The organism is Sphingobacterium sp. UBA5789, from assembly GCF_002418355.1.
GTDB lineage: Bacteria > Bacteroidota > Bacteroidia > Sphingobacteriales > Sphingobacteriaceae > Sphingobacterium.
On record NZ_DIDX01000001.1, the window covers coordinates 473,434 to 489,226 of the forward strand.

At 38.9% G+C, this 15,793-nt stretch carries 12 protein-coding genes; 7 read left to right on the forward strand and 5 right to left on the reverse strand.

Annotated elements, in window-relative coordinates; all coding sequences use genetic code 11:
- Genes B4B65_RS02000 through B4B65_RS02025 form a run of 6 tightly spaced genes read left to right on the forward strand, consistent with a single transcriptional unit; the run spans position 1 to position 9,409 of the window.
- Positions 1 to 744 (forward strand): fasciclin domain-containing protein, encoded by a 744-nt coding sequence (locus tag B4B65_RS02000; protein WP_293912910.1) that lies wholly within the window; start codon positions 1 to 3, stop codon positions 742 to 744.
- Between the two features lie 56 nt (positions 745 to 800).
- Positions 801 to 2,366 carry a DUF5008 domain-containing protein gene (locus B4B65_RS02005; RefSeq protein ID WP_293912912.1) on the forward strand — a complete coding sequence of 522 codons (1,566 nt, stop codon included), beginning with the start codon at positions 801 to 803 and terminating at the stop codon, positions 2,364 to 2,366.
- 1 nt (position 2,367) lies between these two features.
- Positions 2,368 to 4,095, forward strand: coding sequence for a LamG-like jellyroll fold domain-containing protein (locus B4B65_RS02010; RefSeq protein WP_293912914.1), 1,728 nt, complete (start codon positions 2,368 to 2,370; stop codon positions 4,093 to 4,095).
- Positions 4,096 to 4,125: 30 nt separating this feature from the next.
- Positions 4,126 to 6,129, forward strand: a complete 2,004-nt coding sequence (locus B4B65_RS02015; protein WP_293912916.1) for a M60 family metallopeptidase — start codon at positions 4,126 to 4,128, stop codon at positions 6,127 to 6,129.
- A gap of 8 nt (positions 6,130 to 6,137) precedes the next feature.
- The gene (locus B4B65_RS02020) at positions 6,138 to 7,889 is read left to right on the forward strand and encodes a LamG-like jellyroll fold domain-containing protein (RefSeq protein WP_293912918.1); all 1,752 of its coding nucleotides are present in this window, start codon (positions 6,138 to 6,140) and stop codon (positions 7,887 to 7,889) included.
- A gap of 23 nt (positions 7,890 to 7,912) precedes the next feature.
- Complete coding sequence (locus tag B4B65_RS02025; protein WP_293912920.1) at positions 7,913 to 9,409, forward strand: histidinol-phosphate aminotransferase; 1,497 nt, start codon at positions 7,913 to 7,915, stop codon at positions 9,407 to 9,409.
- Positions 9,410 to 9,673: 264 nt separating this feature from the next.
- On the opposite strand, the gene B4B65_RS02030 is transcribed toward B4B65_RS02025, so the two are convergent.
- Complete coding sequence (locus tag B4B65_RS02030; protein ID WP_293912922.1) at positions 9,674 to 10,513, reverse strand: hypothetical protein; 840 nt, start codon at positions 10,511 to 10,513, stop codon at positions 9,674 to 9,676.
- A 548-nt stretch (positions 10,514 to 11,061) separates the two neighbouring features.
- On the opposite strand from B4B65_RS02030, the gene B4B65_RS02035 reads away from it, so the two are divergent.
- A complete protein-coding gene (locus tag B4B65_RS02035) occupies positions 11,062 to 11,451 on the forward strand; it encodes a hypothetical protein (RefSeq protein WP_293912924.1) in 390 nt (129 codons plus the stop codon).
- 64 nt (positions 11,452 to 11,515) lie between these two features.
- Here B4B65_RS02035 and B4B65_RS02040 read toward each other — a convergent pair whose 3' ends face one another.
- From B4B65_RS02040 to B4B65_RS02055, 4 genes are all read right to left on the reverse strand, one after another.
- Positions 11,516 to 12,535, reverse strand: a complete 1,020-nt coding sequence (locus B4B65_RS02040; protein ID WP_293912926.1) for a 3-keto-disaccharide hydrolase — start codon at positions 12,533 to 12,535, stop codon at positions 11,516 to 11,518.
- Positions 12,536 to 12,781: 246 nt separating this feature from the next.
- Positions 12,782 to 13,354, reverse strand: coding sequence for a TlpA family protein disulfide reductase (locus B4B65_RS02045; protein ID WP_293912928.1), 573 nt, complete (start codon positions 13,352 to 13,354; stop codon positions 12,782 to 12,784).
- 76 nt (positions 13,355 to 13,430) lie between these two features.
- Positions 13,431 to 13,859: a hypothetical protein gene (locus B4B65_RS02050; RefSeq protein WP_293912930.1), complete on the reverse strand. Its 429-nt coding sequence runs from the start codon at positions 13,857 to 13,859 to the stop codon at positions 13,431 to 13,433.
- A gap of 45 nt (positions 13,860 to 13,904) precedes the next feature.
- Complete coding sequence (locus B4B65_RS02055) at positions 13,905 to 15,767, reverse strand: M1 family metallopeptidase (RefSeq protein ID WP_293912932.1); 1,863 nt, start codon at positions 15,765 to 15,767, stop codon at positions 13,905 to 13,907.
- Positions 15,768 to 15,793: the final 26 nt, after the last annotated feature.

Below are 15,793 nucleotides of genomic sequence, written 5' to 3' on the forward strand. Positions count from 1 at the left end.
ATGAAACTAAAGAATATATTTTTTCCGGCCATTATTTTTATAATCATTGGTCTTAATGCATGTAAAAAAGAATATTACGAAGAGACGGGAAAGCATGATCCTAACTACAATGGTACCATATGGCAATATCTGCAGGGACGTAAAGACCTTTTTGATACATTGACCAAAGTCGTGGAATATGCGGGGATGAAAGACGTCCTGGACAAAGAAAGTGTAACCTTCTTTGCGCCACCTGATATGAGTATTGTCAAAGCGATGAAAGAACTCAATCAATATCTGGTAAGCCGCGGTCAGGATACAGTGACATCTTACAAGCAGGTAGATCCTTCTATCTGGAAAGATTTTCTGGGGATGTATATCATTAAAGATAAATATGTATTAAAAGACTTTCCGCAATTGGATACAATTAATCTGGAAACTTTTGGCGGACAAGGATATACAAGCTACTCCGGCAGGGTGATGAATATCGGGGTACTGTATAATGATACCAAGACTGTAAATTCTAACGGTGATATACAAGTTATTAAATATAGCGGTTACAGACAGCTGTACCTTAATTATGTAGAGGACTATTCGGCATCTAATAATCTGTTCAGTATGACAACCGGACCCGTTGCTACATCAGATATTCAACCGACGAATGGAGTGCTCCATGTATTGCAGTTCAGCCGGCATATTTTTGGATTCCAGCGTCTTGATTTTGTACGAGCAGCAGTAGATAAAGGAATCAAACCTCTAAACTAATATTGACCAAGATGAAATACAGATATATACAGAATTTGGGAAATCTCCTTTTATTCATGACAATTAGTTCTATATTAACTGTCGGATGTAGCAAAGACAATTTAGTCGGGGAGAATCCGTATGCCGGTGGTAAAGAACCTTTAGGGGTTTCTTTCAAAAGTAAATATGCGGATCCGGAATCAGCATTTCCGGGAGATTTAGTGACATTTGAAGTCAAAGGACTGAAGCAATACGAAGGTAAGTTTGACTTTTTTATAAATAATACAACTGTTGGAATAGAAGACCTGACAGATTCCACTGTGACGATCAAAATTCCGGAAAAAATCAGTTCAGGAGGTGCGACGATTAAGATCGGGGAGCAGGTGTTCTTCGGTCCTACACTTAAGATAGAAGGAAGCGTCTCTATAGATGCAACATTTGACATTATCAACGGATTCAATAATACTGTAATCGATATTCTTTCTGAGGGCGGAGGGTATATCATTACAGGAGGATTTACTGATTTCGAAAAGTCAGCAACCAAAGCTGATCCTATCAATGGGTTACAGTTTTTGAACAGTAATGGTAAAGCCAGTACAAATATGACTTTCGGAAAAGGAGTGAATCCATTTGGGAATGTCAACTCAATCCTGAAAATGAGAGATGGTTCCTTTATTATAGGGGGCAATTTTGCAAGTATGAATCAGAGAGAAGCAATGAAAATTGCAAAGCTTAATTCAAAAGGCCAGCTGGATACCATGATTGTAGAGGTTATCAATTCAACTGAAGACAGAAAAAACGATGTTGATACTGTATCTGCCTTTAATGGTGGAATAGAGTTCGGAACAATACTCAAAACATTTGTTACTGCAGATAATAAAATCATCGCAGTTGGAAATTTTGACCGCTATTCTAAAGTGGACTATACCTATTCATCCCGCAAAAATTATCGCTATGTCTATACACCTGTACGTAACGTGTTCAGATGTGATGCAAACGGAAAGCTGGATTCAACATTTGTATACAACAATAAAGGAGCAAACGGAATTGTAACCAGTGCCATTCAACAGAATGATGGAAAGATTGTTCTCGTAGGACAATTTACATCATACAATGACAAGCCTGCTAAAAATATTGTACGTCTTAACCTGGATGGTACTGTAGATGAATCTTTCAATGTCGGATCAGGTGCAGATAATAGTATTTCAGAGATAACATATGATTCAGCCAAAGATAAAATTGTACTGTCCGGTGTTTTCAAAAACTTTAATGGCGCAGTAGCTAATAATGTTGTTTTCCTCAATACTAATGGTAGCGTAGATCAATCATTCCGTATGCGGGAAGTAGAAGGAGGAGGTGTAGCATATGCCAAAATTCTAAGCTTTGGAAAAGTATTGGTAAACGGGTCGTTCAAAAAGTATGATGGTATCAACAGATCCAATTTGTTGATTCTTAATATGGACGGGTCTGCCGATCAGCGCTATAATCATATCGGTAGTTTCAATGGCGTTATTTACGATGCCGTAGAGACGACTTCGGCTCTTGGATTACCAGCTGTAATATTAGGAGGATTTATATTGTCTGTAGATGGAAAAGCTGTAGGGAATATTGTAAAATTAGAATTAAACCCAAATCTGAACTAAGATGAAGAAAAGTAATATGTTTGCAATCTATGCAAAAAGAGTATGCCGGATCGGATCTGTCATTGTTGCTTCTGTAATCGTAATGAGCTGTAATAAAGATTTTCCGAATCTGCTAAACGAACAGCCGGTTAGTCAGAATACGGAAGTGGGAAAGCCTAAAGTACTTTATATCATAGTGGATGGGTTAAGAGGAAATGCAGTTCTCAGTTCAAATGTTAAGAACCTGACGTTAATGCAGAAAAATGCACTTTACACGTTCAATGGTCTTACGGATTATAAAACCAATCCCATGACCAATGAGATTGGTTGGGCTTCTATGTTGACTGGAGTATATCAGGACAAGCATAAGGTCACTTCTTCAGATTTATCAACAGTAGATCTGAAAGATTATCCAACTGTATTTACAAGATTGAAAAGTATAGATCAGGAAGCAACTTCCAGTGTATTTGCATCTTCAGATCCTTTGGTCACATATCTTGGGGGAGCAGCTACTACAAAAAAAGGGTTTGCAGGAAATGATGACGAGATGAGCAAAGCCGGACTGGAAGAATTAAAATCCGGAAAATCTGATCTTGTTGTTATGCAGTTTCATGGTGTGGATGATGCAGGGCAGAAGTCGTCTTATGAGTCGACTGATGCACAGTATATCAGTGCCATAAATAAAGTGGACCAAAAAATAGGAGAAGCTGTAGAAATCATCCGCAACAGACCTAATTACAATAGTGAAAACTGGCTCATTATTGTCAGTTCATCCAAAGGAGGAAAAGTGCTGGATCCAACTAATGATCAGACCGTATTCGGGGATGCAGTGAGAAACACCTTTACGATGTTCTATTCTCCGAAATTCAGACGTAAGCTTATCGCCAAGCTGAATACCACAGATATGCCTTTTGTAGGTAATGCGGTAGGACTTACTTATGGAGACGGAACATCCACTTTAGCGGCACTCGAAAATACCTCTCAGTATAATTTTGCGAACAACAAAAACTTTACGGTAGTATTCTTTTTCAAGTATAATGAAATTGATGCCAGCTGGAATTACCCTGTTTTCTTTTCGAAAAGAGAAGAAGGATTTGGAGGAGCAGGCTGGAATTTCTTTGGTGAAAACGGCAAATGGGGATTTAACTCCTCCATCGGAGGGCAGGTCTTTGGGCCTGTCGTTAATGACGGAAACTGGCATGCGGTAACGGTCGTTGTGGATCGTACTTCCGGATCTATAAAAGCCTATACAGATGGCGTATTTAACAGTACGGCTACGACAAACAGTAATAATCTGGATAATACAGCGCCTCTGCGTATCGGGAAGATACCTGGTAGCTCTAACAATAGTGCAAGATTTACACTTTCTAACTTACAGATTTACAATGTTGCCTTTACAGATGAGCAGGTTAAGAATCTATCCGGTATAACACAAGTCGATGCAACACATGATCAGTACGCCAATCTTATCGGATACTGGCCGGGATATAGTGATGTCGGTACAGCAAAGTTGAAAGAGAAAACTGGAAAAGGGGCAGATTTTGTACTCACAGGAAAATATGACTGGTTGAATTTCAGTGATAAAGTAGATTATTTCAGATCACCCCTTGGAGGAGATTTTTATCATATGGTTCCCAATTCTGTAGATGTGCCTTTTATGATTTATCAGTGGTTTGGAACCAGTGATATCTATCAGTGGTCGCTAGACGGAAAAGGATGGACACCTAATTATATATTGGTAAGAGATTAAGATCTAATACTAACGATTAAAGAACTTATTATGAAAAAGAGCAATATTAAAATATTCATAGCACTGTGCATAGGGACTTTATTGCTGTCCTGTAAAAAATATGGATATGATTTTCAGGATGGGCATCAGGATGGGGATAAAGATCCTTCAGCAATAGATACCACTATGTTTGTAGCTGACAAGAGCTTGTATGATCGGGCCCGGGTATTTCCAGGTCTGGTAGGAGAGAATGTGACACGTATCAAAGATACAGCGATCATCATAGACATGAATAAGAATGTTATCTCCTCCAAAGATTTTAAAATCAATGTAGCTCCTCAGGCGATTTACAGTACAGGACTGTATGCTCCTCCGGGTGAGAATGTCAAGATCACTGTACCTGACGGGCTTATCGGGCTGACGGTACAAGTTGGTGCGCACATGGATAATCTGACAGGTAAGGAAACATTAAAACGTGATCCGGTTATTTATACCGTTAAAGAACTCGCTCCGGGAGTTAACTATGTGCGTAATTTATATGGCGGTACAATCTGGATACGCTCCAATGTGGCAAGACCAACTCCTGTCAACTTAAAATTCAGCGGGCCTGTAAGGGCTTCCGATTTTGTACATGGTCAGAGCGATATTGCTTCATGGAAAAAAGATGTATTAGCTAATAATGTTCCGTGGTTAGAAATCCGTGGCAAACATATGGTAATGACAGTTCCGCGTGCGAATGTTGTTACTTTTATTAACCAGGGAAGATTCAATGATCTTAATGAGGTAATGGCCGAGTGGAACGTGGTATATGAGAAAGATTATTATGACTGGATGGGGCTTAGTGCCACTGCAACGCAGGTGAAAGACCGTTACCCGGAATTTCCGCAGCGTGTAGTCCTGGATATACAACCTTCGCTGGGATATGCACATAGTGGTTTTCCATGGGTTGCACAGAATGATCTTCAATGGCTAGATGAGTTGACCAACCTGGCGACCATACACAATGGCAATTCATGGGGTTCTTATCACGAAGTCGGACACAATTTCCAACAACCTTCGACATGGAGCTGGTCTGATTTAGGAGAAACCTCTAACAACCTGTTTATTTTTAATGGAGGACATAGAAGGGGAAATGCTACTATTCTCAATTTTCACCCGGCGCTGAAGACAGCTATACCTACAGCCTTGACTTTTGCAGCTTCATTGACAGGGAAGAATTTCTCTAATCTGGATGGAGTGATTGCAGATGGTGAAGCTCCTTTTTTCAGATTGACACCTTTCCTACAGCTATTCGATAAAATACAGGGTAAAAATGGGGAATCCGGATGGGCATTTATGACATACTTGTACAGTAAATCAAGGAATTCAGATTATCAGTTCTCCTTGGATCAGGCTAAAAGAGATTACTTCTACCGTTCATTATGTGAATTTACAGGACGTGATTACTACCGTTTCATGGTCGCATGGGGAATGGCTGTCAGTAACGTAGCCAAGAAAGAAATGCGTGCAAAATATCCACCTATGGAAATGACAACCTGGACATACGATCCTATTAATAAAACAGGTGGCAATTCTACCATGAATCCAAAGTATGATCTGCCTTCAAGCTCTTTTGAGTATACCTCTAACATGGCCACAGCAACTAATGAGAGTACAGGTAAATTTACAGCAATCAACGATGGTAGCATTACAACTTATTGGCACACATGTTATAGCAGTTGTAATCCGGTTACTTCACTTCCAGTGACCATCACTATCGATATGAAAACTGCCGGCGAAATCAGAGGATTCTTTATTCAGAACAGACAAGGTAATACTTATGCAACACGTGTCAAAGTATATACCAGTACGGATAATATCAGCTGGACAGAGCAGGGCGACTATAAATTGGCGCAGTCAAGTGAGGCTACAGCAATACGAAATGCAAGAAGAGATTTTTATTTCCCTGCATTAGTAGAACCGAGATACGTCAAATTTGAATTTCCGGATAAGAATCTGGGAGGTGAAAATCATGTGGCTTTGGCCGAATTGGGTATTTTCTTTGATATTAATTAATGACTATTATGAACTGTAAAAATATATACATCTCTTTTGCAACGTTAGCATTTGCGTCTCTGGCACTGCTTTTCAGTTGTTCAAAATATGATAATCCTGCGCCCAATTTTGAAGAATATGAATTGCCGCCGGATACTGTTGTACAACGCAAAGTATTGTTGATTTCTATAGATGGTGCGGTTGGTAAGGAAGTGAAAGAAATTATGCCTGAAACCATCAAATCTCTTGTGCCGAACAGTAAGTATTCTTTTAGGGCAATAGCGGGAGAAAATACCGCTGATGCACCGACCTGGACCAGTCTGATGGTAGGGCAGACGTCTGCTACGCATCATATCAGCAGTGATGACTATTTACCTGAACAGGGAGAAGATGAACATGCTGAACTTGTCTATCCGACATCCTTTATAAACAGAATTGAAAAACTAACACCGGAGAAAAAAACATATGCAATCTCTCAATCCACCGGTTTAGCCAATGTTCTCTTGCTGGATGCCGATGAAAGTGCTTTGGCAACAAATGATGAAGATGCTAAAAATAAAGCCGTTGATTTTTTGAAAAACCGAAATGTTGACATTATGGTTTTGCAGCTCACAGATGTAATCAAGGCAGGAGTAAACTCTTCTTTTTCAGCAAGCAGCCCGGAGTATGTGGCAGCAGTCAAAAAAGATGATCAATATATAGGAGAAATAATTGCTGCTTTGAAAGCAAGAGCTAACTATAAATATGAAGACTGGTTAATTATCCTTACGTCCAATCACGGAGGTACAGGAAATACCTATGGAGGAAGCTCTTTCGAGGAACGTAATTCATTCACATTATATCATAATCCCAATTTTGCTTCGTCAGAGCTTAATGGAGAGATGATCACGCCTGTCAATTTCTACGGATTTGATGGCAGTGAAACAAATTCACCAACTGAAGGTGTAAGAGCACGGAATTCGAATATAGGTACGACAGAGGATGATTATAATCCTGCTAAAACAAAACAACTGACAATTGCGGCTAAAATTAAGATCAATAAGAATAAGGCACGTGGTGATTATTATTTTGATGTTCCTCCGTTTCTGAGTAAGACAAATGCCAGAACCGGGCAAACTCCGGGATGGTCGTTCTTTAGAAACGGAAATGGTGTCTCCTTCTTTACTGCTGACGGAAGTGTAAAGAATGAAATGAAAGTGGATAATATATCACGTAACGGAGAGTGGGCGCATATCACAGGAGTTATATATCAGGAAGGTGAAAATGTCGTGTCTAAATTTTATGTAAACGGAGTATTATCCGGCACGCAATCCAATAAAATGGATATTACAAAAGTATTATCTCCAAGTCCGCTTACATTCGGCTTTCAGGGATCTACTTTCTTCAATCAGTATGTGGATTTCTATATGTGTGATGTTATGATCTTCAATAAGAGTCTGGAGGAAACGGAAGTGCGGGCTCTTGCCAATAAAATGGGTATTGCAGAAAGTGACGCTAATTATGCGAATCTGAAAGGCTATTGGCCGATGCAGGACAATGACAAAAGCGGCAAATTCAAAAATGCTATATCCGGAAAACCAGATATTGCACTTCAGGGTAAGTATAGTTATAAAGTTTCGGCCAATACCTTGCCTTTTGTTGATGCAAACAGCAGTATACTTTTTCAGGATATTGATATTGCTCCACAGGTCTATTACTGGATGGGCGTGAAAACTCAGGAAACATGGAAACTGGAAGGAAGTGTTTTCTTAAACAAATTTGAAGTAGAGTTTTTAAAATAGACCATTATTAAAGACAACCAATTATGAAAACATATATTCAACACCTAATTATTCTCTTTATTTCAGGAGTGCTTCTGTTCAATTCCTGTAAGCAGGATGAACTGATCTTTCCGGAGGTTGTTCAGACAGATGAGACAGTTACAACAACAAGACCAACAGCCCGCCCCAATAATCTGACGCTGTTCAGCAATTACAATCAGCAGATAGAGATATTCTGGCCACCAGTGAGCGACAGAGTAAAAAAAGCAACGGTTAGCTATCAGGAAACATCCGGAACAAAATCTGTAGATGTTGTGGAATTCGATAAGCCTACTGTGCTGACTGTGGAACAGGAAAAGGAATACAGTATTAATATCGTTTATTATACAGCGGACAATACACCGTCAAAGACAAGTACAATTAAAATCACTTCCAAACCATTTGAAAGTGAATTCAAAGCAAAAGGAGTTACGATGTTGGCATCTCCGGGAGGAGTCAGGTTTATATTCCCTTCAACTACTGCAAAGCAATTTGAGTATAAGATAAAATATCAGGCTGACGGACAACCAAAAGAAAAGGTAGTTACAAGCAGCGAGCTGGATGTTATTGTGGAGGTAACTGGGCTTAGTGATGAAACGAAAGCCTATGAGTTCGATGTTACAGTTACTGACAAAGTGCTGAATCTGACATCCAAAAGCTATCCTTACAGTCAGAAACCAGGAATTCTTCCTTACAAAGAGATTGCTGCATCATTATCAATGTCAGGTTATTTCAATAAGGGACAAATATTCTGGACTAACGGAAGTGGCAAAAATGTCAATTTTGAAATCAGTTACCTGTTAAATGGTTCACCACAAAAGTTAACAATTCCAAATACCGCTGTTGAAGAAGGTAACTATATTTTTGCCATTAATACTGCTGCAACAGCCATAGCCGTTAAAGTTACTGGAGAAGAAGGATTGAGTACCGTTGTCAACGGATCTGTTGCGCCAAGTCAGCTTAAAGCATTTAATACCGCTGATGCACGTAAAGGCTGGACACCATATGCCTCCAATTCTAATTCTACATCTGAGGGGCCGCCATCCTTTATGCTGGATGCAAATACTGCTACTATATGGCATACACAGTGGTCTACCACGACGACTTCTTCGCATCCGGCAGATCAAAAGTACCCTTTTACACTGATTTTCACTTTTACAAAAACAAGAGCTGCTTCGGCATCAGGACTGTTCAATGAGGCTGCCCTCAGAACTCCGGCAGCGCCCTATGATCCGATTGTTGTAAAGGAAATCTCCTTGCTTCACCGAAGTGCCAGCAATAGAGTCGTGAAAGATGTAAGAGTATACGGAATAGATTTGCAAGGAAAAGAGATCGACTTTGGGCAGTTTACATTGTCTAATACGGTTCAGGAAACTAAACTGGCATTGAATAATAATGAAATTCTCAAAGGCGTAAAAATAGTTTGTCTGACCACATTCTCGACAACTAATCAATTTGCCAATTTCAATGAAATCTACATAACAGGTTATCCTGAAAAATAGATATATTCTCAATAATCAGTTAAAAAGTAAGGCCGGAACATCCGGCCTTGCTTCATTTTATAAGATACTGCAGAATCAGAATTGAGAACAGTATCTGTTATTCGTATTTTTATATACATAAAGTACTATTTAAAGTCCTTATCTGAATTTCCTTATCTCTTAAATACATGTAACCTCACAATAGAAGAGTACCTTGCCTTGTGATATTTCTCTTTTTTACGATATTAAAGTCTTTATTTTGTTGAAAAAAATAATAGATAGAGCTTAATTTAACGATTCCAGATATGCCTGTACAAATTGATCTGCTTTTTGCAGAAAGATCTCCGTACGATCACATATAAGATATAAATTATATTCATCGACTTCATAGTTGGTCAAACTTCTGAATTGTTGCATGCTGTCACTTAGGTTTTTTATTATTTTTCGTTCATCCGAAACATTCAGACAGAAAACTTCCTCAGCAATGGGCGTTATACAGGACACAAGGTCCATCAGATAGATTATGTCATTTGTTGAAGGAAAATATCTTAATGAAATCTGAATCAGACCGAGGCAGATCTGTTCAAAGGACAAACTAAGCATGACAGCAATAGCTTCATCATATCCGAAGCCGCACCCCTGTGAGGCAGCCATTAATAGTCCTTTTGCATTGTTATAGCGGGTTTTCCAGAACCGTTGTTCTGTTTGGTATACTATGAGTTGTTTTATATCACATGTAGCCATATCAACAGGGTATTCATCAGATGTGACCCATTTTTCGGAAGAGTTTAAAATGGTTTGATAAAAGGAATTGTTATAATTAGCTTTTTCTCTTAATGCATCACGGGGTTCGCAAACCAGAGTGACCTGAATATGTTCAGGAAGCTTACTGTTTACATCATCCTGCATTTTAACAAATTCTTCTTTATGCATTTCATTTATGACAAACAAGTAATAATGATGTAGTACTGTATTCTCAAGACGACTGATAAGGGTGTTGCTTGCCCGTTGTGACTGGACAAGATAACTGAAGCAATAGATGTGCAAACTATCCATAGAAGATTGTATTGCTTGAATAATTAGCTCTTTATGCGTAGAAGTAGGATTTTCAGAAGAAGTATTCATATTGATTATAGATTGATAGTGGATAATACTGTCAGATGCAGAACGGTTAAGCCTCATCAGACAGCAGCCTGACTGCAAAAGAGGAATACCTGGTAGCCTCTTTCAAGAGATAAATGATGTCCATAGCAAAATAATATACAGCATTCCTTTCCCGTATCACTTTACAGGATGTGGACTTGTATGTTATATGCAATAAGAAGGGAGGGCGTTGATCCGCTATTCGGGTCTGTAGTAGACTAGACGGATAATAAAGAGTATCATTGAAGTCCTAATAATATAGTTAGTGGGAGTAGGACTTATCTTCCTGAGGCATTCACTTGATCAAAAGATGATGTAATTGATATTTTTATTCCAATAGATTTATTAAGTTATACGATAGAAATGATGAGATAAGAACAATAGAAGCATCTTGTAAACTTTCTAATTGTTTGGATTTCAAGTTATTTTTTGTACTTTTCATGGATGAAATATTTTAACTGGTTTGAAATTTTGTTTCTAAAACTAAGTTAGGATATTATTTTATCTTTTTCAAATAAAAAGTCAAAATAATGACTAATATTAAAGAACGTATTTTGGAAATAGCTGAATTTAAGAAGATTAACAAGGTTGATTTCTTTAAAGATCTGGGACTTTCTTATGCTAATTTTAAAGGAATACAGAAGAACTCTTCTTTAGGATCGGATGCTTTGGTGACTATTTTAGCTAAATATAGTGATGTAAATGAAACCTGGCTTCTTAAAGGAACGGGAGAAATGCTTAAAGATGGTATTGGTCTGGCGCAGGACAATCAAGATGAATACATGAGTATGGGATATATTGACTCTACCATTGAGGCTTTGAATAAAGTTGTGGCAGCTCAGGATATCACGATCAAGTCTCAACTAAAGACCATAGCTGCTCTGGAAGCACAGTTAAAACAGCGTCAGAAAAGAAAATAAAAAAAGCAGGACTTTTATAAAAGTCCTGCTTTTTTTATTTAACCGAATAATTATTCAGAATCTCCTACAGAATAGGTGTTATAGTAATATTTCTGAATTCAATAGGAGCGTGGTCACCTTGCAGATAGATCGGTCCCGGCTCACCCTCTTTACTATCCAGTGCACCTCCTGTGATACCCGGTATCTCCTGATTACTGATGATAGTTTTACCATTGGCCACTATAGTTACCAGACGACCACGAAGTGTGATCTCATATTTTTGCCACTCATTAGGCCCTAAAGTCACCATCTCATTTGGTGCAATGAATCCATACACACCTCCGAAATAGAGCGCACCCGGATGTTTGTCTTTCGGACTATCTTCAATCTGCACTTCATAGCGTCCGCGAAGATAAATACCACTGTTGCCACCTTCTTTGTATCTGAATTCGGCAGTCAATTTAAAGTCTTCAAATTTTTGATCACTGATCAGGTTTGCTCCTGCTTTTTCACTTGTCAGTACGCCATCAACTACTTTCCATTGGTTTTCAGGTGCAGATGCTTTCCAACCTGTCAGATCCTTGCCATTGAAAAGTGCTATTGGAGCTCCCCATTTCACTTCCCCTGTACGATTCAGGTATGGAGCCTTTACTCCCGTAAATGTAAATTTCTCCTTCTTATTTGTCGTTACACTACCTTTCAGGTTGCCCGCGTCCAGCTGCCCCTCAATAGTGAAGTCACCTTCTCCGCCTTCCCATTGAGGAGGGATAGCAAATGAAAACTTACCATCTTTCAGGATAACATGAGAGACAGGACGCTGGCTGCCGCTATCGCCGACATAAGCGCCTACCAAGGTATTAAATCCCGAAAGTTTAATCTCAATCCACGAAGGAGCCTCCTTGCCGTTTTTATCAACAGTAAGATCCCATCTCCCGATAAGGTCTTTATATTCTTCCGGAATAGTCTGTGTAGCCGGATTGTGCACTTCTTCTTTAGCTACTGAATCCTGAGTAGCAGAACCATCTTTGGCAGTTGGATTACAGGATACCAGACCGGCACTGATTGAAGCCACAGCAAGAGCGCTGTACATAAATTTTTTGATCATTTTTTATTGGTTTTTGGTCAACTAAAATTATTTAATGATGTACTCGGTTCCTCAGTCAAGTATAGATGAACCGAATGAGGCCTTATACAAATCTACAAATTGCAGATGCCTTTTAATAACTTCGACGGTAACTTTTATATATTATTCCTCATATTGTGCTCCAATGTCATAAAATAAATATCGCCTCCCCGTGAATGGAGGAGACGATCAGAACTCATGAAATATATATACATCTTTATTGTTGTTCTATTTAAGAAGATTCTGAATAAATGGCAACATTTCGGGATGATTAAAATCAACAGCTCCTATATGTTTTGTGACCATCTTTCCCGATTTGTCAATGATAATAGTTGTAGGGATAGAATTGGTATTGAACTCTTCGGGCAAATTACCTTCAACACTATAATTCGGAAGACTGAAGCCCATTGCTTTGATATAAGAATCAGATTTTTTTAGTTTACCATCAACATCCATCATAATAAATACAAGGTCAGGATTACTCTTAAGTTTATTGTAAAGCTTGTTTAGCGAGGGCATTTCTCTTTTACATGGAGGACACCATTTGGCCCACATATTAATAAAAATTACTTTATTGCGTATATCTTTTAACACAATCTTTTCGCCTTTAGCATTTGTAAATACAGCATCAGATTTTCCAGTTACAGACTGTTCCGGCTTCGTATAGCCGTTCTGAAGTAAAGGATTGTTGTCCTTTTTCGGTTCGTCAACCTGCTTGCCTAGTGCATAAAGGCTGATTCCTGTGATCAATACCAAAGAGGTCATGATCCCGAGAATAATATGGAATGTTTTTTTGTTCATATTAAAATATTAATAGAGTTGATTAATCAACGAAATAAGTAAAGTGAAATTATGACCGGGGAAAACTATGATTCAGCTAAATCAGTAGGGTAAGGTTTAAGAGATAGGTAGGAGTAGGAGAGCTGTAATCTTCAGCTTTGGTGGTCTGTTTTTCTACCAGAATGGTATGACTAAATAAGCCTGTATGGTGAAAATAACGAGTAATTGTTGGAGCAAGGAATGTTGGAGAGGAATGACCGGTATAGGATCGTATCCGGGTCATATTTGTACAGGTAACAGAGGTACTGCTTTTAGTCAGAGCAGCAGCTGTCCTGCCTGAATGAAGTGTAATATCTTCCTGATTGCTGTTTAGTGCTTTGATAGCCAGTTTAAAAGGACAGGAGCTGAATACAGTGATAAATAAGATGAAGATCATATAGACGATGATCTTTACCCTGTTTGTGTATTGTCTGTTATCTCCTCCTGACATAATCATAAAGATACCAAACCCTTTATGTAAAGACAAATTGTAAGCCCTATTTTACAAACAGGGCTTACAGAAAGATGTTCCTTATTTTACTTCAAAAGAATTATTGGTAGCATTGACGTCAGCCAGACGGCCCGTGATATCAATGGTTGCTTTTTTTACAGCTTTGGAGGCTTTAAACGTATACGTCGGTTTAGTCCAGAACCAGTCTTCCAGTACAGTTCTCTTGATACCCTGATAGACTGAAAAAAGTTCAACAGGTTTTTCTCCGCGCATTTCACGTAGTGGAATATAAAACAATTCTTTGCTGCCATCCTGATATTCTACCAATACATCCAGTGGCATTGCAAAGTCCGACTTATTGATCAGGGTTATTTCATTGTTTTCACCTTGTGTAATTGCATAGTCAATCTTGCGGGTAGTATTGATAAATAAATTAAAGTACCACTTCAGATTGATTCCGGACACTTCTTCGGCTACGCGTTTAAAATCATTGGGTGTGGGGTGTTTGAATTTCCAAAGATCATAGAATCTTAAAAATGTAGTTTCCAGATTCTGCTGCCCTATGATATAACCCAGTTGTTCCGCAAGTACCTGTCCTTTATTATAAGCCTCATTGCTATACGCATAATTGCTGTTGTAGTAATCCGCTAACAAACTGGCCGGTTCTTCCTTTCCTGACAATGCCAGTTTAATGTAGCTTTTGTATGCAGGAAGAACCGGATTGTCCGGCATAGGATTGGTCTTTTTGAATAAATGCTGAAAAGCCAATTCCTCGATATAACTGGTAAATCCTTCATCAAACCACTCGTCAACAGTCTCATTGATGCCGAAAAGATGCTGATACCAGGAATGAGCAGCCTCATGATAAATAACTCCGACCAGGCTCTCCAATGATCTTTCACCAGTCACTAAGGTAGTTGTACCATATTCCATGCCACCGTCACCACCCTGTACGACAGTATAAGTAGACCATGGATATGCGCCAAACTTGCTGCCGCAAAAATCAAAAAAAGCTGTCGTATATTCCATTGCCTTTGTCCAGCTTTCGGTCGTTTTAGCGCCGGGTTTATACACCAGGTATACATCGACACCACCTTTACTACGGGAATGATTTACTAAAAACTGTTTATCCGCTGCCCACGCAAAGTCGTGGATGTTCTCTGCTTTGAAACGCCATGAAGCTTTACCTTTTGTAGACAGGACTTTAGCATTTTTGACATAGCCTTTTACCTGATCCGGATTCTGCAAAGCTCCCGATCCTCCGATAACATAATCTTTATCTATGTTGATGGTGACATCAAAATTACCAAAAGGAGCAATAAACTCACGTGCGACATATTCATCGAGGTGCCATCCGAATTCGTCAAACTGAGCCATCTTCGGATACCATTGCGTCATGGATAGTTCCACTCCTTCCTTGGAGTTGCGACCGCTGCGGCGGATTTGCTCCGGTACCTGAGCTTCCCATGTCATATCAAAGGTACTTGACGAATTCGGTTGTATAGCTTTCGCCAACGTTACTTCCAGTATAGTTCCATCTACTTTGTATGTAGTACCCGTTCCGTCCTGAGTCAGCGATTTTATCTTTTGATAACCAATCTGGTCAGGTTTTAACGTTGCAATACGGCTTTGGTATACCGGTTTTTCTTTTGTGCCGATATTGGTAGTCATCCGTGGATCCGGATCCGCAATATTTGCTAAACGGTAATCCATCATGCTTCCGGGCTGGAAAGCATTGAAATATAGGTGAAAATAAACTTTCTTAAGTTCTTGTCCTGAATTATTGGTGTATAGCAATTTCATTTTTCCATCATATTGATAAGATTTCTCTTTCACATCAATAACCATGGTATAATCTACTTTTTGGTCCCAATAACCTTTACGTTGAGCAAATGCATTGGTACATAACAATGCAATAAGAATTAAGAAGTACAGTTTTTTCATTATAGAATGATGAATCGTTAATACTG